The following is a 16,350-nucleotide window of genomic DNA, read 5'->3' as shown; positions in this document are numbered from 1 at the left end:
GCCTACTTCAGCACGTGCAGCATGTTCTTCTTCTTGGCGTCGTAGTAGTAGCCGCGCGCATAGTTCTTGACGGCGCCGTCGCTGTCGTTGTCGGCAACCAGCCAGGCGCCGCGCAGATACTTGATGGCGTAGCGCAGGTTGGTCTCGGCATCCAGAAGGCCCGAGGCCGGTCCGTCATAGCCCATCGACTTGGCGGTCGAATACTTGATCTGCATGAGGCCGAAGAAGCCGCGCTTGTTGTAAGCCTTTGGGTCGTAGCGGCTCTCGCGGTGGACGACGCGGTGGACCAGCGATTCCGGCACGCCGTAGAGCCCGGCATAACGCTTGATCAGCTTGTTGAGCTCTGGGCTGCTGGTGTCCGCCTTGCGTGCGATCGGGCCGCCGGGTGCCGGAGGGAAGAAGTCGGTCGACATGACCGAGACCGGCTGGCTGGGACCTGCATAGGCGACCATCGACGAAGGTGTGGATGCTGCGATCCGCGGACGCGGCGTCGGGATGGCTGCAAACGGCGTGGTGACATCTTCCGGCAGAGCCTTCGGGGCAGATGCAAGCGTCGGTGCCGAAAGCGACTGGGCAGCGGTCGTCGGACGAGTGACGGTCTGCGCCGTTGCCATGTCGATCGCCTGCAGCGCGCCTGTCTTGGAAACCGAGGTCGGCGCGACGGCCAGTGCCGGCGTCGCGACCGGTGCGTCGCTCGTCTGCAGCGATGCCATGACCGACTGGTTCTGCGCCTGGAGAGCCGCGGTGCCGGTCGGCAGTGCAAGAACGTGAACGCGGGTGCCTTTTTCGAGAACCGCCGTCGTCATGCCTGCCGGCACTGCGACCGGGCCGGTCGCTGCAGCGATTTCGGTGGTCGACAGTCGACCCGTCTTCGGGGCGGTGGCCGAGGCAACCTGCGCTTCACCGGCAACCTTGGCGGCGGACGGATCCGTCACTGCCACGTCGGCCGGCGTTGCGCCGTCTGTCTTCGATGCCGACTGAACGCTCGAGCAACCTGAAACTGCTCCACAAATCGCAACGGCTACAACTGCGTTGCAACCGAGAAATCGGGTAATCGCCATCGGTCTCACTCTCATGAAGATGAATGCCCCACGCCCGCCGGTATCCGACTGTCCATTAAGGTTCATTAACGCATGACCGCATCCGCAGCAAGACGTTGCGTGTCATGCGGCAATCCGGCGGTATCCGGCGGTCACCGCACGGCTTGCTATAAATCGCGTTCGAGGCTTGCGCGAAGCTTGATTGCGACGACGGACGCGCAGCATTTGCCGGGCGACGCTTTCGGCGATCAGCAGCTGGAGGAGGGGAGCAACGAGCACGGCCGGGAGGAGGGCGATGCCGGCTGCGCTGAGGAACTGTAGGGGAGAAACGCTTGATTCGGCGGTCTGCAGGAAGATCGCCAGGAGCGCCAGCACCAGTCCGGGCCGGCCGGCCTCGACGACGATCTGCCCGAGTGTCCGGATGGTGCCCGACTGCCGGAGATTGTCGTTGTCGGCCATCCGGTTGACGAAACGCCGCTGCTGCGAGCGCATGACGAAGATCATCAGAACGACGAGCCCAAGCCAGGTGAAGGTCTCGATCATCGCCGGCATGGTGGATCGCAGGGCGAGATATGCTGCACCGGCACAGAAGGCGGCGGCGACATAGCCGATCCAGATGGCCGGCAAGAGGAGGAGCGATCTGGCGCGGCCGCGAGCATGGACATGGTCGCGCAGCAGGCGGCCGCATGGCGACGGCAGCAGGAAGACGAGCAGGGCCGTGGATGCAACCATCAGCATGGTGTGAATGCTCATCTTCTCCTCCCGCACCGGCAAGACGTCGTCTTCCCGGTCATTCCTGTGCCCAACGCGATCTGATCAGGCCGGCCTGTAGGACTGGCCGATGACGTCCATTACCTCTGCGAACCACGGCGCCGACAGATCGAAATGCTTTCCACCCTTGATACGCGGGAATTCGATGGTGCGCAATTTCCCATTCTGTTCCTCGTCATGCCCGGTCACGCCGGAAACTCCGTTGAGGGCGCTTTCGACGGCCAGATCGACCATGCCCTGGATGAGGCGCAGGTCATCGCCGTTGGCGGGCGCCGAACGCGCATAATAGCCGGATTTCTGCACCATCGAACGTTCTGCTCCGAGCAGGGTTGCAAAGTGCTGCTGGAACCAGCCGCCAACATTGATCGTGTCGATCTTGACGTGGCCGAAGGCGTCGCGTTTGACGGCTTCACCGGATGCCTCGCGCTCGGCAACGATGGTGTCGAGGCCGGCGCCTTCCGAGACGAACAGGGTCACGTAGCCGCACGTGTCCATGATCCCGCGGAGCCGTTCGGCCTCCGCCTCGAGATCGAAGGCGATCTCGGGCAGGTAGAGCCCGTCGATGTTCTTCATCTGGCTGTTCATCATCAGCCCCTCGACATACTCGTTCGACCGGGTCTCCTGGATATAGGCGCGGGCGGTGGCGGCGGTCAGCCAGCCGCAATGCCGGCCCATGACCTCGTGGATGACCAGCGTGCGCGGCGCAGCACTCTGCTCGTTGCTCACATGGTCGAAGAAATGCGCACCGACTTCGGCCGCAGTCCAGGCGCCGAGCGACTGGCGGATCGGCACGACGTCGTTGTCGACCGTCTTCGGCAGGCCGACCACCGTCAGGTCGTAGCCGTTGGCGGCAAGATAGGAGGCAAGGTCCGCCGCCGTGGTGTTGGTGTCGTCGCCGCCGATCGTGTGGAGAATGGTGATCCCGTCGGCGGCAAGCCGGTCAGCCGCCACCTGCAACGGGTTCTCGCCTTCCTTCACCAGGCCGCGCTTGACGCAGTCGGCGGCATTGGTCAGCTTGACGCGGCTGTTGCCGATCGGAGAGCCGCCGTAGCGATGGAGAAGGTGGGCGCGCTCGCGCATCGTCGGGTCGATTTCGATTCGATCGCCGAGCAGCAATCCCTGGTATCCGGACCGGTAGGCGACCAGTTCGAGCTCCGGCGCGACGTCGGTATAGCGCTGGATGAGACCGCCGACCGCCGAGGAAAGACACGGCGCAAGTCCGCCCGCAGTCAGCATCGCCACTTTCTGTTTCGCCATCGAACCTCCTTCGCGCCGTCGCGCCTATGCGTCTAAGACTGGTCAAATGGATGCGTCACGAGGCCGCGGCTGTAAAGTGAATTTCTCAAGAATTTCCGTCATTTCGCCCGCATTTTGGAACAGTCTGCAATTCAATCGGTTCAAAACATGTGACCGGCCGCAGTGGCCCACAAGCACTTCACAAGAGGTTGCCTGAAGCTGCTCCGGACGCCGATCGCAGCGCTGCCGACGGGCCCGCGCCGGCCCAGGATGACAAAAAGTTAATCGGGGGGAAGTCGCCGGCAGCTTGCCAAGGGTGCCGGAATTTGATGTGGTGCAGCATGTTCTTAGATTTCGCCTGCCTTCAGTTGAATTCGTTGTGGGAGCGGCTGCTGGGCAGTGTCGGCGACGCCGCCAACAACGCCCTCTCGCGGCTTGTCGAGGCTATCCGGACGCTGTTCGAAGGCGATCCGGAGACCCGTCGCCAGGTTTCGTTCTCGGTCGCCATCATTGCCCTGTCCGCCAAGATGGCCAAGGCCGATGGCGCCGTGGTCGAATCCGAAGTCCAGGCCTTCCGGCAGATCTTCGATTTTCCGGAAGAGGAAGCGCGAAACGTGGCGCGGCTCTACAACCTCGCCCGCCAGGACGTTGCCGGCTACGAAGCCTACGCGGAAAAGCTGTCGAAGCTGTGCGGGTCCGGCGAGCAGAACTGCGAGATGCTGGAAAGCGTCGTCGACGGCCTTTTCCATATCGCCAAGGCGGACGGCATGGTGCACGAGAAGGAACTCGCCTTCCTGTCGCGCATCTCCGAGATCTTCAGCATCGACGAGATGCACTTCCGGCGGATCATGGCACGTCATGTGCACATAGAAGGCGTCGATCCCTATCAGGTGCTCGGCGTCTCTCCGAAGGATGATTTCACCGAGATCCGCAAGCGGTACCGCCGGCTGGTTGCCGAGCATCATCCGGACAAGTTGATTGCCCGCGGCGTGCCGGCGGCCCTGCATGCCGCGGCCAACGAGCGCATGGCAGCATTGAACGCGGCCTACGCAGCGATCGCCAAGGAACGCAAGGCGGCATGACTGCACTGGTGCCCGATTTTTCCGGAGCGCGCGTCGAGCCGTCTCCGAACCATGGCGAACGCGTCGGCGGAACCGCACCCGACATGATCATCCTGCATTACACCGGCATGAGCGATCACGGGCAGGCTCTGTCGTGGCTGAAGAACATCGAAAGCCAGGTCTCCAGCCACTATTTCATCTGGCCGGACGGACGTGTGGTCCAGCTGGTGCCGGAGGCGCGGCGCGCATGGCATGCCGGCAAGAGCCTCTGGAGCGGCGAGAGCGATATCAATTCTCGGTCGATCGGCATCGAGATCGCCAATGCCGGCCATCCCGGCGGACTTCCCGACTATTCACCCGCGCAGATCGAGTCGGTAATTGCCCTCTGTCGCGACTGCATGGGGCGCTGGTCGATCCCGACCGAGCGCGTGCTGGCGCATTCCGACGTGGCGCCGCGCCGCAAGGTGGATCCGGGCGAGAAGTTTCCATGGGCACGGCTGGCAGCTGCAGGCGTCGGTCACTGGGTCGAGCCGAGCCCGGTGCGCGGCGGCCGTTACTTCCAGCGCGGCGAAAGCGGCCAGCCGATCGAGGCGCTGCAGGGCATGCTGGCGCTTTACGGTTACGGGGTCGAGATCACCGGCGAATTCTGCGAGCGGACGGAAGGCGTGGTCGAGGCGTTCCAGCGGCATTTCCGGCCGGAGCGCGTCGACGGCATCGCCGACATTTCGACGATCGAGACGCTGCACCGGCTGCTGGCCGAACTGCCACGGTACCAGGGCACGCATTAGAGCCCAAGGCTTCGCATTCTGATTCCGTTGCTACGTCCAGGTGGTTGATAATCCAGAACCTTGCAGGGATGCCGATCACATGGCGGACTTCAGATACATCGTCGTCGGCCGGGGAATGATGGGGTCGGCTGCCGCCCGGCATCTTTCGGCAGCGACCGAAGGCGTTGCGCTGATCGGGCCGGACGAACCACAGGATGCGAAGAGGCATTCCGGCGTCTTTGCAAGCCATTACGATGAGGCGCGGATCACCCGCACGATCGATCCGGATGCGGTCTGGGCGCGCCTCGCCAATCGATCGATCGCCCGCTATGCCGAGATCGAACGAGAGAGCGGCATTCCTTTCTATCATGAGGTCGGCTGCCTTATGGTCGGCCCGGAGCGCGTGAGCGGCCACTCTTATATCGGCGGGATCTGCTCAGCCGCTGCCGAGCTTGGCGTCGAAACGCAGTTGCTTGACGATGCGCAACTGTCCGATGTCTTTCCCGGCTTCGGGTTCGAGCCGCATTGTGAGGCTGTGTTCGAGGCACGTCAGGCGGGCTACATCAATCCGCGGGCGCTGGTTGCCGCGCAGTCGCTGCTGGCGGAGCGGCAAGGCGTAAAGCTGATCTCCGAAACCGTGGTCAGCGTGCGGGAGGAGAGTGGTCTCGCGATCGTTCTCACCGCCGAGGGTCGTCGATACACGGCTGAGAAGGTGCTGGTTGCGGCGGGCGGCTTCTCGATCGCCGAGGGACTGCTGCCGCAGCCGCTCAGAATGTCCGTTTATGCGCGCACGGTGACCTTCTTCGAGATCGCCGATGCCGACCTTACGCATTTAGCGGGCATGCCGTCGCTGATCTACGAGCCGCGCGATCCGTCGCGCCACATCTACATGCTGCCGCCGGTGCGCTATCCTGACGGCCGTACCTTTTTGAAGATTGGCGGCGATCCCGACGATCTTCTGGTGAGGGACGATGCCGCCATGCGCGCCTGGTTCCGGACGGGCGGTCGAGACAGCGTGCGCGATCATCACGCAGACATCATGAAGACGCTGGTCCCGGCGGTGGATCGGACAAAGATCTCGACGGCTGCGTGCGTTGTTTCCAAGACGCCGAGCGGCTATCCGGCGATTGCCTACACGCAGTCGCCGCATATCGCGGTGCTGACCGGCGGCTGCGGCGCGGCGGCAAAGAGTTCCGACGAGATCGGCCGACTGGGTGCCGACCTGCTTCTGCATGGACGCGTGACCGACGATGCTTATGGCGTGCCGTTCGACGCGTCCTTCGGGTGATCCGCGTTGGATTTCCTATGGCTTTCACTTTCCAAACCGTCTAAGGAGCCCCTGCCAGTTGGCCGGGCAGCCGCGCTTTACCAATGCCGAAAGGCGGTAGGGTGAGGAAAGTCCGGGCTCCACGGAAACACGGTGCCGGATAACGTCCGGCGGGGGCGACCCCAGGGAAAGTGCCACAGAAAGTAAACCGCCCCGCCTGCTGTTCTCCTGACGATGAGGGGAAGAGCTGGCGGGGTAAGGGTGAAAGGGTGGGGTAAGAGCCCACCGCGGGACTGGCAACAGGACCGGCACGGTAAACCCCACCGGGAGCAAGACCGAATAGGGACGACGCGGGTGCCGCTTGCGGTGCCACAGCCTGTTTCTGGGCCAGTCGTTCGGGTGGGTTGCGAGAGGCGGCGCGCGAGTGCCGTCCCAGATGAATGGCTGCCACGTTCCGGTGCTCGCACCGGTGCCATACAGAACCCGGCTTACAGGCCAACTGGCGATTTTACCTCTCCTGCTGCGCAACCTGGAGAGGGTTTCGTTTTTCCCCCAACATTTCGGCAGTGACCGGCGCGTTCTCCTGTTGTCGAAGTGTCGCGGCTTCCCGTACTGGTTGTGGTTGCGCGTGCTCGCCATGCCGAGAATTTCCCTAATGTTCCCGGCCGTGTAACGACTTAGGGCCGACTTTGACGCTACGCTGCGGCGTTTGATGGCTCGCGTCGAGCGTCGGCTCGCTAACCCTTTGTTAAACTTAACAGGTCATAAATACTTGACGCGGTCGCCTGTGCGTGGGGCGGCCTCCCATTGACGCCCATATGGTCCCATGTTATCCCAAAACCACACTGCGAGCGGGCAATTCAGTGCCTTTTCATCGGACAGGTTCGGGTCGCTTCCTTCGGGGAGACGCGGGCGGAAACCATTCCGCCTGAACGGCCGGGTTGTGTCTGCTGGCTCGTGTCATGCGGGGCGCGTGCGTGCTCCGGTGCGTAACGGAGCGGATGTTTGGCGTCATGAACCGCTTCCTGTCCAATGCGACGAACAGGATCGATGCGAAGGGGCGGGTTTCCGTTCCGGCGCCGTTCCGTGCGGTTCTTGCGCAGCGGGATATCCAGGAGCTGTACTGTCTCCAGGATCTTGTGTTTCCGGCGATCAGCGTCGGTGGTCCGGATCTGCTCGATCGATACGAGCGGCAGATCGCCTCCACCGATCCGTTTTCGCCGGAGGCCAATGCCATGTCGCTTTTGGTGCATGGCGGCGGTGTATTCATGCGGCTCGATGCGGAGGGTCGCCTGATGGTCACGGATTTCATCCGCGACTTCACCGGCATCACGACGGAGGTCTCCTTCGTCGGGAGGTCGGATCATTTTCAGCTTTGGCAGCCGGCGGCGTTCCACGAGGCGCAGTCGGCGGCAAGAGAGGGGCGCGCCCGGTTGGGGGTGCGGCCCGGTTAAGACAGGGGAGCGGAATGGCGGCGAATCTTGGCGACGGAATTTCCGAGGCCGATGGCGGACCGGCTCGCCACATTCCGGTCATGCTGGAGGAAGTGCTTGCGGCGCTTGCTCCCGCACCCGGTAAAATCATCCTGGATGGTACATTCGGCGCGGGTGGCTACACCCGCGCCATTCTTTCGCGCGGCGCCGAAGTGATCGCCCTCGACCGCGATCCGACGGCGATTGCCGCCGGTCAGGCGCTGGTCGCCGAAAACTCCGGACGGCTTCGCCTTGTCCCTTCGCAATTTTCCAATCTTGCAGAGCATGCGCCGGAAGGCGGTCTCGACGGTGTCGTCCTCGACGTCGGCGTATCCTCCATGCAGATCGACGAGGCGGAGCGTGGCTTTTCGTTCCAGCGCAACGGGCCGCTCGACATGCGCATGTCGGCGGCCGGCGTTTCGGCGGCAGACGTCGTCAATCGCGCCAAGCCCGGTGATCTCGCCCGCATCTTCGGCTTTCTCGGCGAGGAAAAGCAGGCCGGCCGCATCGCTCGCGCAATCGAGAAGCGGCGTGCCGGCGAGCTGTTTGCCACGACCCGGGATCTCGCCAACCTCATCGAAAGCGTCAATCCGCGCAAGGCAAAGGACAAGATCCATCCGGCGACCCGGGTGTTCCAGGCACTGCGCATCTTCGTCAACGACGAGCTGGGCGAGCTGGCCCAGGCGCTGTTTGCCGCCGAGCGGGCTCTGAAGCCCGGTGGTCGGCTTGTCGTCGTCAGCTTCCATTCGCTCGAGGACCGGCTCGTCAAGCGCTTCCTCGCCGACCGTTCGGGCAAGGCGTCAGGCTCGCGCCATCTTCCGATGGTAGAGGAAAAGGCAGCGGTCTTCGAACCTGTGGGCAAGGGCATGATGTCAGCCTCCAAGGAAGAAGCCGACATCAATCCGCGATCCCGTTCGGCGAAATTGCGGGCTGCCTTCCGGACAGCCGCACCGGCTTCGGCCGCGGATTTTTCGATCTTCGACCTGCCTGACCTTGCCAGCCTGGAAAAGATGGGAGCCTGATCATGTTGCGTAGCTTCGATCTCGTGCTGATCGGTGTGATGACGACGATGGCCGTCGTCACCTACAGCATCAAGCACAGCGCCGAGCTGAAGCTCGATGAGGTTCGCCGCCTGGAGACGGAAATCCGCCTGGAGCGCGACACCATCGACCTCTTGAAGGCCGACTGGGCGCTGCTGAACCAGCCGAACCGGCTGCACCGGCTGATGAGCGTCTACGCGTCCGAGCTCGAACTCGTGCCGACAGCGCCGACCCAGCTGGCGATGCCCAGGGAGCTGCCGATGTCGAAGGCGCAGCTGCCGCAGCCGGAAACGACGATCGAGGACCTGATCGCCGGCACCGACCCGGAAGTGGCGGCGGCCATTCGCGGCGTCAACGCAGCCAAGGCTGCCCAGCCGGCCAGCCGGATACCGGTTCCGCTGGCGCGTGGCACGTCCAACGTCGATGTAATCTCAACCGGATCGGTAAGACGCTGATGGCTTTTCTCTCGCGTGTCATGGTTCTGAAGAGCAGGGCGCATTTCTCCTCCGGCGCCAAGGGCGCTCGTGCAGCGGGCGGCGCCGTCAATTTCGAGGGCGTTCGCAAGCGCAAGGCCGGCCAGGCGCGCAATCGCGTCGGCCTGATCATGTTCGGCTTCGTCTGCTTCTACTGCGTCATCGGCGGGCGGCTCGCCTATTACGGCATGCGCGAGCCGGAAACGACATCCAGCATCATGCCGGCCGACCGGCTGATGGCCTCGCGTCCGGACATCCTCGATCGCAACGGAGAAGTTCTGGCGACCGACATCCGTACGGTGTCGCTGTTTGCCGAGCCGCACAAGATTGTCGATGCCGACGAGGTGATCGAGAAGCTGCGCCTCGTGCTGCCCGATCTCGACGCCAAGCAGATCTACAACAAGCTGTCGTCCAAATCCCGCTTCCAGTGGCTGCGTCGCCAGCTGACGCCGAAGCAGCAGAGTGAAATCCTGGCGCTCGGCATCCCGGGGATCGGCTTCCGCCCGGAGAAGCGCCGTTTCTATCCCGGCGGTCCGACCGCCGCTCATATCGTCGGCTACGTCAATATCGACAACCGCGGCGTTGCCGGCATGGAACGCTACATTGACAGCCAGGGGCTTGCCGAACTGGCCGCACTCGGCATGACGAGCAACCAGCCGCTGGAGCCGGTCAAGCTGTCGATCGACGTGCGCGTCCAGGCGATCCTGCGCGAAGTGCTGATGTCCAACATCGCCAAGTTCAAGGCGAAGGGCGCCGGCGGCGTCGTTCTCGATGCCAATACCGGCGAAGTGCTGGCCATGGCGTCGGCGCCCGATTTCGATCCGAACGATCCGACGGTCGGCGGCGAAGAGGGCTGGCTCAACCGGATGTCGAACGGCACCTTTGAGATGGGCTCGACCTTCAAGTCGTTCACGCTGGCGATGGCGCTCGACAGCGGCAAGGTCAACATCAACGACAGCTTCGACGCCCGCTATCCGATCCGCATCGGCGGGTTCACCATCAAGGATTTCCACGGCAAGGGTCGCTTCCTCACGGTTCCGGAAGTCTTCCAGTACTCGTCGAACATCGGCACGGCGAAAATGGCCGACGTCGTCGGCATCGACGGTCACAAGGCGTTCCTGCAGCGGCTGGGTCTGCTAAGCCGGATGCGCACCGAACTTCCGGAAGTCGCAGTGCCGAGCCAGCCGCGCGAGTGGAAGAAGATCAACTCGATCACGATCTCCTTCGGCCACGGCGTGTCGACGACGCCGCTGCAGACGGCGGTGGCCGGTGCGGCGCTCGTCAACGGCGGGCGGCTGATCGAGCCGACATTCCTGCCGCGCACGGAAGCCCAGGCGGACGCGACGGCGGAAACCGTGATCAAGCCGACGACCAGCGACAACATGCGCTGGCTGTTCGAGTGGAACGGCGTCAACGGCTCGGGCAAGAACGCCCAGGTCGACGGGTTCGACGTCGGCGGCAAGACGGGCACCGCCGACAAGGTCATCAACGGCCGCTACAACCACGACCACAACTTCAACGCCTTCCTGGCGGCCTTCCCGATCTACAAGCCGCGATACGTGGTGCTGACCTTCATCGACGATCCGCGCAGCGAGACGGATCGGGCCGTGCTCGCCGGCAACAGCGCCGCGCCGATGGTGCACGACATCATCAGCCGTTCCGCTGCCATTCTCGGTGTAAAACCGCGCTTTGGACAGAACGGCTCCGCCATGCTTGTGTCCTATTAGGTCATAATGAATGGACCCGACGATTCGCGGCCTTCGGACAGGGGCCGCAACGCGAGAGAGGGTACCAATGAAACTGAGACATCTCTTCGGGAGCGACTTCCCGGAGATCGAAAGCGCACTGGCGGGATCTGCCGGTGACATCGAGATCACCGGCATTTCCGCGGACAGCCGCAGGATCGAGCCCGGCATGCTGTTCGTCGCGATCGCCGGCAACAAGGCTGATGGTTCCGTATACGCCGAAGAAGCTGTTCGGCGCGGGGCTGCCGCCGTGGTGGCCAACCAGCCGGTTTCGCTTGCCGTCCCCGTCGTCGCTGTTGCCGATCCGCGTCGATTGTTGGCGCTTGCCGCCGCACGCCTTTACGGCGACCAGCCGCAGACCATGGTGGCCGTCACCGGCACGGCCGGCAAGACATCCGTCGCCTCCTTCACCCGGCAGATCTGGGCCCATGCGGGTCTTGCCGCAGCGCAGATCGGCACAACCGGCGTGATCTCGCCCACCCGCAACGAATACGGCTCGCTGACGACGCCGGACCCGGTGGCGCTGCATGCGCTGCTGGCCAACCTTGCGGGCGAAGGCGTGACGCATGCGGCGATGGAGGCCTCCAGCCATGGCCTCGACCAGCGGCGGCTGGACGGCGTGCGTCTGTCTGCGGCGGGCTTCACCAATCTCGGCCGCGACCATATGGATTACCATCCGACGGTCGAGGATTACATGGCGGCCAAGATGCGGCTGTTCGACGTGCTGTTGCCGAAAGGCTCCCCGGCAGTGATCTTCTCCGACGATCCGTGGTCGCGGCAGGCGGTCGAGGCGGCACAGGCCGCCGGTCACGACGTGCGCACAGTGGGTCGTTCCGGCACCTATCTCAGCCTCAAGCGGGTCGAGCACTTCCGCCACAAGCAGATGATCGAGGTGCATGCCGAAAACCAGATCTTCGAGGTCGACATCCCGCTTGCCGGAGATTTCCAGATTAGCAATGCGCTGGTCGCTGCCGGACTTGCGATGTCCACCGGCGTTGACGCAAAGACCGCGATGGCAGGGCTCGAAAGACTGGTCGGTGCGTCCGGCCGTCTCGAACTTGTCGGTCAGACAGCCCAGGGCGCGCTCGCCTATGTGGACTACGCGCACAAGCCGGAAGCTTTGGAAAACGTGCTGGGGTCGGTCCGGCCGTTCACCACCGGCAAGGTGATCGTCGTGTTCGGCTGCGGTGGCGACCGCGACAAGGGCAAGCGCCCAATCATGGGCGAGATCGCCGCGAGGCTCGCGGACGTGGTGATCGTCACCGACGACAATCCGCGCTCAGAGACGCCGGCGACGATCCGCTCGGAAATCCTGGAGGCAGCACCGCAGGCGATCGAAATTGGTGACCGCGCCGAAGCCATCCGCGCGGCGGTTTCCATGCTCAAAGCCGGCGATACGCTGATCGTCGCCGGCAAGGGGCACGAGGAGGGACAGACGATCGGGGCGACCGTGCTGCCGTTCTCCGATCATGTCGAGCTTCGCAAGGCATTGGAGGAGGCGTCACGATGAGCTGGTTGTGGACTACGGCAGAAATGGTCGCCGTCATGGATGGTCGACCGTCCGGACAGACGCTTCCCGAAGGCATCACGGGCATCTCGATCGACAGTCGCTCGATTTCCCCCGGCGAAGCCTTCTTCGCCATCAAGGGCGATCGGGTGGACGGGCATGATTTCGCCACCACCGCGGTTGCCAATGGTGCAGCGCTGATGGTCGTTAGCGAGGCGAAGCTTCCGGCGCTCGGCCGACTGACGGTGCCGATGATCGTCGTCGAGGACGTGCTGGTGGCGCTCGGCAAGCTGGCGGTTGCCGCCCGCGCGCGCAGCCACGCGCAGATCGTCGCCGTCACCGGTTCGGTCGGCAAGACGACGACCAAGGAGATCCTTCGCTCGGTTCTTTCGCCATCCGGCAAGGTGCATGCGGCAGTCGCGTCGTTCAACAACCACTGGGGCGTGCCGCTGACGCTCGCCCGCATGCCGGCCGATACCGCGTACGGCGTGTTCGAGATCGGCATGAACCATGCCGACGAGATCCGGCCGCTGGTGAAGATGGTTCGGCCGCACGTGGCGGTCATCACCACCATTGCCGCCGCCCATCTCGGCCACTTCAAGAACCTCGACGAGATTGCTGCCGCCAAGGCGGAGATTTTCGAGGGCCTCGAGCCGGGCGGCGTGGCTCTGCTCAACCGCGATATCAAGCAGTACGGCTATCTCGAGCGAATGGCCCAGGAAGCCGGTGTCGAGACGGTGCTGACCTTCGGCCAGCACGCCAAGGCCGACTTCCAGCTCGCCGACTTCGAGGGAACGGCGGACGGATCGACCATCTGGGCTGTCCTCGGCTCCGAGACTGTGGAAGTTCAGATCGGCGCGCCGGGCCGGCATATCGCCGAGAATGCCATCGCCTGCCTCGGTGTGGTGGCGCTGTTCGGCGGCAATCTCGAAGCTGCGCGCGCCGCACTTGCAGACATTCGGCCGGTCAAAGGCCGCGGCGAGCGGCATCGGCTCGGCATCGGCGAGGGACATCTGACGCTGATCGACGAAAGCTACAATGCCAATCCCGCTTCGATGCGGGCGGCAATCGCGCTGTTGGCGGCGAGCGAACCGGAACTGACCGGCCGCCGCATCGCCGTGCTTGGCGACATGCTGGAGATGGGCGAGTTCTCGCCCCGCGTGCACGAGGAGCTCGCCGGTCCTCTGCTGGCGGCCGGCATCGAGCATGTCTGGCTTGCGGGTGCGGAAATGGCGGCGCTGCGCGATGCGCTGCCGGACAGCGTGCAGGTGGAATATCGGCCTGCCACGGCGGAACTGGTCGACCACGTCGTGCGCAGCGTCATTCCCGGCGACGTGCTGATGGTCAAATCCTCCCTCGGCCTCGGCTTCGGCAAGATCGTCGCCGCGCTTATTGACAACTATCCGGCATTGCCCGACAGGGAGCCCAAACTTTGACCGGCTTTAAGAAAGACCCAGCATGCTGATCTGGCTAGTGGAGCTCGCGGGCACCTTCCAAGTCTTCAACCTCTTCCGGTACATCACGTTCCGGACAGGGGCGTCGCTGTTCACCTCCGCATTGATCGTCTTCCTCTTCGGTCCGCAGATTATCGCATCGCTGCGCATCCGCCAGGGCAAGGGGCAGCCGATCCGCGCCGATGGACCGCAGACGCATTTCAAGAAGGCCGGAACGCCGACCATGGGCGGGCTGATGATCCTTGCCGGTATCGTCGGCGGCTCGCTGCTTTGGGCTGACCTCTCGAACGTTTATGTGGTGGCGACCCTGCTCGTAACGCTGGGTTTCGGCGCCATCGGCTTCTACGACGACTATCTGAAGGTCACCAAGCAGACCGACAAGGGTTTTTCCGGCAAGGCGCGCCTCGGCATAGAGTTCATCATTGCCGGCATCGCCGTCTACTTCATGATGCGGGTGTCGGTCGCCAATTCGCCGGCCGGCTCGACGCTGGGCACTTCGATCTCGTTCCCGTTCTTCAAGGACCTGCTCCTCAACATGGGCGTGTTCTTCATCCTGTTCGGCGGTTTCGTCATCGTCGCCGCAGGCAATGCCGTCAACCTGACGGATGGTCTCGACGGGCTCGCCATCGTGCCGGTGATGATTGCCGCGGCCTCGTTCGGCATCATCGCCTACCTCGCCGGCAACGCGGTCTTCGCCAACTACCTGCAGATCAACTTCGTGCCCGGCACCGGTGAACTGGCTGTCATCCTCGGCGCGGTGATCGGCGCCGGACTTGGCTTCCTGTGGTTCAACGCTCCGCCGGCCGCCATCTTCATGGGCGATACCGGATCGCTAGCGCTCGGTGGCCTCATCGGCTCCGTGGCAGTCGCTACGAAGCACGAGATCGTCATGGCGATCGTCGGTGGCCTGTTCGTCATGGAAACCATGTCGGTGATCATCCAGGTCGGCTTCTTCAAACTGACCGGACGGCGGGTGTTCCTGATGGCGCCGATCCACCACCATTTCGAAAAGCTGGGCTGGACCGAAAGCCAGGTGGTCATCCGCTTCTGGATCATCGCCGTCGGTCTCGCCATGCTCGGCCTATCGACCCTGAAGCTGCGGTAGAGCGATGATCCCGGTCACGACGTTCTCGAACAGGAAGGTCGCGCTGTTCGGCCTCGGCGGGTCGGGTCTGGCGACCGCCAAGGCTCTGGTGGCCGGCGGGGCGGACGTCACGGCCTGGGACGACAATCCCGACAGCGTCGCCAAGGCGCAGGCCGAGGGCATCGCCACGGCGGATCTGCACGGCATAGACTGGTCGTCGCAGTCGGCATTCGTGCTGTCGCCGGGCGTGCCGCTCACCCATCCGAAGCCGCACTGGACGGTCGATCTCGCCCGCACCGCCGGCGTCGAGATCATCGGTGATGTCGAGCTTTTCGTTCGCGAACGCCGGGCGCATGCGCCCGACTGCCCGTTCATCGCCATAACGGGGACCAACGGCAAGTCGACGACCACCGCGCTGATCGCGCACATCCTGCGGTCGAGCGGCCGCGATACGCAGCTGGGCGGCAATATCGGCACCGCCGTGTTGACGCTCGACCCGCCGCAGGCGGAGCGGTTCTACGTTGTCGAATGCTCGTCCTACCAGATTGACCTGGCGCCGACGATCGACCCGACGGCCGGCATCCTGCTCAACCTGACGCCGGATCATCTCGATCGCCACGGCACGATGCAGCACTATGCGGAGGTCAAGGAGCGGCTGGTGGCCGGCAGCCGGACGGCGATCGTCGGTGTCGACGACAGCCATTCGGGCCTGATCGCCGACCGGCTGGAGCGTGCAGGCGTCGCAGTCACGCGGATCTCGCGCCGCAGCGTGCTGGCCGATGGCCTCTTTGCGCAGGGCTCCGAAATCATTCTGGCCAAAGACGGCACCGCGGAAACGGTCGCCGACCTTGCCGGTATTGCGACCTTGAGAGGTTCGCACAACGCGCAGAACGCCACGGCCGCCATCGCGGCCTGCCTTTCCGTCGGCGTTTCGAGCGACGATATCCGCCGCGGCCTGCAGAGTTTTCCTGGGCTGAAGCACCGAATGCAGCCGGTCGGTCGTGCGGGAGCGGTAACGTTCGTCAACGATTCCAAGGCGACCAATGCCGATGCCGCGGCACCGGCACTTTCGAGCTATGACCGGATCTACTGGATCGCCGGCGGCCTGCCGAAGTCCGGCGGCATCGCAAGCCTCGCGCCACTCTTCCCGCATATCGTAAAGGCATACCTGATCGGAGAGGCAGCGCCCGAGTTTGCCGCAACGCTCGGTGAAGCGGTGGCCTACGAGATCTCCGGTACGCTGGAGAGGGCTGTCGCCCATGCCGCGGCGGATGCCCAGGCTCACGGTGGCGACTGCGTGGTGATGCTGTCGCCGGCCTGCGCCAGCTTCGACCAGTTCAGGAATTTCGAGGTCCGTGGCGAGCAATTCGTGTCGCTTGTCGCAGGCCTGGATGGGGTGACCATGCTCGTCGAGCCGGAAAAGGGGAAGTGAT

General features: G+C 64.0%; 14 protein-coding genes and 1 other RNA gene. 12 read left to right on the top strand and 3 right to left on the bottom strand.

Translation table 11 applies throughout. The features are described from left to right. Positions 1 to 2: 2 nt before the first annotated feature. The 3 genes from AAIH46_RS02795 to AAIH46_RS02785 form a co-directional block, all read right to left on the bottom strand. On the bottom strand, positions 3 to 935 hold the full coding sequence (locus AAIH46_RS02795) for a transglycosylase SLT domain-containing protein (RefSeq protein ID WP_430304009.1): 933 nt from the start codon (positions 933 to 935) through the stop codon (positions 3 to 5). Positions 936 to 1,163: 228 nt separating this feature from the next. Then, positions 1,164 to 1,793 (bottom strand): hypothetical protein, encoded by a 630-nt coding sequence (locus tag AAIH46_RS02790; RefSeq protein WP_430304008.1) that lies wholly within the window; start codon positions 1,791 to 1,793, stop codon positions 1,164 to 1,166. Positions 1,794 to 1,856: 63 nt separating this feature from the next. Beyond that, positions 1,857 to 3,068, bottom strand: coding sequence for a pyrophosphate--fructose-6-phosphate 1-phosphotransferase (locus tag AAIH46_RS02785; protein ID WP_430304007.1), 1,212 nt, complete (start codon positions 3,066 to 3,068; stop codon positions 1,857 to 1,859). Between the two features lie 320 nt (positions 3,069 to 3,388). Here AAIH46_RS02785 and AAIH46_RS02780 point away from each other — a divergent pair, with 320 nt between their 5' ends. The 12 genes from AAIH46_RS02780 to murD all read left to right on the top strand — a co-directional run bounded on the left by AAIH46_RS02780 (position 3,389) and on the right by murD (position 16,349). Further along, a complete protein-coding gene (locus AAIH46_RS02780) occupies positions 3,389 to 4,129 on the top strand; it encodes a TerB family tellurite resistance protein (protein WP_430304006.1) in 741 nt (246 codons plus the stop codon). After that, entirely contained in the window at positions 4,126 to 4,896 is a 771-nt protein-coding gene (locus AAIH46_RS02775) for an N-acetylmuramoyl-L-alanine amidase (protein WP_430304005.1), read from the top strand. Before AAIH46_RS02780 ends, AAIH46_RS02775 begins: the two co-directional genes overlap by 4 nt. Positions 4,897 to 4,975: 79 nt before the next feature. Further along, complete coding sequence (locus AAIH46_RS02770; protein ID WP_430304004.1) at positions 4,976 to 6,163, top strand: NAD(P)/FAD-dependent oxidoreductase; 1,188 nt, start codon at positions 4,976 to 4,978, stop codon at positions 6,161 to 6,163. Positions 6,164 to 6,217: 54 nt separating this feature from the next. Next, positions 6,218 to 6,649: RNase P RNA component class A (gene rnpB, locus AAIH46_RS02765), an RNA gene on the top strand. 506 nt (positions 6,650 to 7,155) lie between these two features. Then, positions 7,156 to 7,596: a division/cell wall cluster transcriptional repressor MraZ gene (gene mraZ / locus AAIH46_RS02760; RefSeq protein WP_430304003.1), complete on the top strand. Its 441-nt coding sequence runs from the start codon at positions 7,156 to 7,158 to the stop codon at positions 7,594 to 7,596. A gap of 14 nt (positions 7,597 to 7,610) precedes the next feature. Further along, complete coding sequence (rsmH, locus tag AAIH46_RS02755; RefSeq protein ID WP_430304002.1) at positions 7,611 to 8,636, top strand: 16S rRNA (cytosine(1402)-N(4))-methyltransferase RsmH; 1,026 nt, start codon at positions 7,611 to 7,613, stop codon at positions 8,634 to 8,636. Between the two features lie 2 nt (positions 8,637 to 8,638). Continuing rightward, positions 8,639 to 9,109: a cell division protein FtsL gene (gene ftsL / locus AAIH46_RS02750; RefSeq protein ID WP_430304001.1), complete on the top strand. Its 471-nt coding sequence runs from the start codon at positions 8,639 to 8,641 to the stop codon at positions 9,107 to 9,109. Further along, positions 9,109 to 10,854, top strand: a complete 1,746-nt coding sequence (locus AAIH46_RS02745; RefSeq protein ID WP_430304000.1) for a peptidoglycan D,D-transpeptidase FtsI family protein — start codon at positions 9,109 to 9,111, stop codon at positions 10,852 to 10,854. The genes ftsL and AAIH46_RS02745 overlap by 1 nt, the downstream gene beginning before the upstream one ends. A gap of 67 nt (positions 10,855 to 10,921) precedes the next feature. Further along, on the top strand, positions 10,922 to 12,382 hold the full coding sequence (locus AAIH46_RS02740) for a UDP-N-acetylmuramoyl-L-alanyl-D-glutamate--2,6-diaminopimelate ligase (protein WP_430303999.1): 1,461 nt from the start codon (positions 10,922 to 10,924) through the stop codon (positions 12,380 to 12,382). Beyond that, entirely contained in the window at positions 12,379 to 13,815 is a 1,437-nt protein-coding gene (locus AAIH46_RS02735) for a UDP-N-acetylmuramoylalanyl-D-glutamyl-2,6-diaminopimelate--D-alanyl-D-alanine ligase (protein ID WP_430303998.1), read from the top strand. Before AAIH46_RS02740 ends, AAIH46_RS02735 begins: the two co-directional genes overlap by 4 nt. Positions 13,816 to 13,837: 22 nt before the next feature. Continuing rightward, entirely contained in the window at positions 13,838 to 14,938 is a 1,101-nt protein-coding gene (gene mraY, locus AAIH46_RS02730; RefSeq protein WP_430303997.1) for a phospho-N-acetylmuramoyl-pentapeptide-transferase, read from the top strand. Between the two features lie 4 nt (positions 14,939 to 14,942). After that, complete coding sequence (murD, locus tag AAIH46_RS02725) at positions 14,943 to 16,349, top strand: UDP-N-acetylmuramoyl-L-alanine--D-glutamate ligase (protein WP_430303996.1); 1,407 nt, start codon at positions 14,943 to 14,945, stop codon at positions 16,347 to 16,349. Position 16,350 lies beyond the last annotated feature (1 nt).

The sequence above is a fragment of the Rhizobium sp. 0TCS1.26 genome, assembly GCF_050455525.1.
In the GTDB taxonomy this organism is placed as follows: Bacteria; Pseudomonadota; Alphaproteobacteria; order Rhizobiales; family Rhizobiaceae; genus Neorhizobium.
This window is presented reverse-complemented; position numbering and strand designations above follow the sequence as displayed.

Excerpts from the sequence above, each read along its gene's own strand:
- AAIH46_RS02790 (WP_430304008.1), bottom strand. The coding sequence starts at position 1,793 with ATGAGCATTCACACCATGCTGATGGTTGCATCCACGGCCCTGCTCGTC.
- AAIH46_RS02785 (WP_430304007.1), bottom strand. The coding sequence starts at position 3,068 with ATGGCGAAACAGAAAGTGGCGATGCTGACTGCGGGCGGACTTGCGCCG.
- AAIH46_RS02780 (WP_430304006.1), top strand. The coding sequence starts at position 3,389 with ATGTTCTTAGATTTCGCCTGCCTTCAGTTGAATTCGTTGTGGGAGCGG.
- AAIH46_RS02775 (WP_430304005.1), top strand. The coding sequence starts at position 4,126 with ATGACTGCACTGGTGCCCGATTTTTCCGGAGCGCGCGTCGAGCCGTCT.
- AAIH46_RS02770 (WP_430304004.1), top strand. The coding sequence starts at position 4,976 with ATGGCGGACTTCAGATACATCGTCGTCGGCCGGGGAATGATGGGGTCG.
- mraZ (WP_430304003.1), top strand. The coding sequence starts at position 7,156 with ATGAACCGCTTCCTGTCCAATGCGACGAACAGGATCGATGCGAAGGGG.
- rsmH (WP_430304002.1), top strand. The coding sequence starts at position 7,611 with ATGGCGGCGAATCTTGGCGACGGAATTTCCGAGGCCGATGGCGGACCG.
- ftsL (WP_430304001.1), top strand. The coding sequence starts at position 8,639 with ATGTTGCGTAGCTTCGATCTCGTGCTGATCGGTGTGATGACGACGATG.
- AAIH46_RS02745 (WP_430304000.1), top strand. The coding sequence starts at position 9,109 with ATGGCTTTTCTCTCGCGTGTCATGGTTCTGAAGAGCAGGGCGCATTTC.
- AAIH46_RS02740 (WP_430303999.1), top strand. The coding sequence starts at position 10,922 with ATGAAACTGAGACATCTCTTCGGGAGCGACTTCCCGGAGATCGAAAGC.
- AAIH46_RS02735 (WP_430303998.1), top strand. The coding sequence starts at position 12,379 with ATGAGCTGGTTGTGGACTACGGCAGAAATGGTCGCCGTCATGGATGGT.
- mraY (WP_430303997.1), top strand. The coding sequence starts at position 13,838 with ATGCTGATCTGGCTAGTGGAGCTCGCGGGCACCTTCCAAGTCTTCAAC.
- murD (WP_430303996.1), top strand. The coding sequence starts at position 14,943 with ATGATCCCGGTCACGACGTTCTCGAACAGGAAGGTCGCGCTGTTCGGC.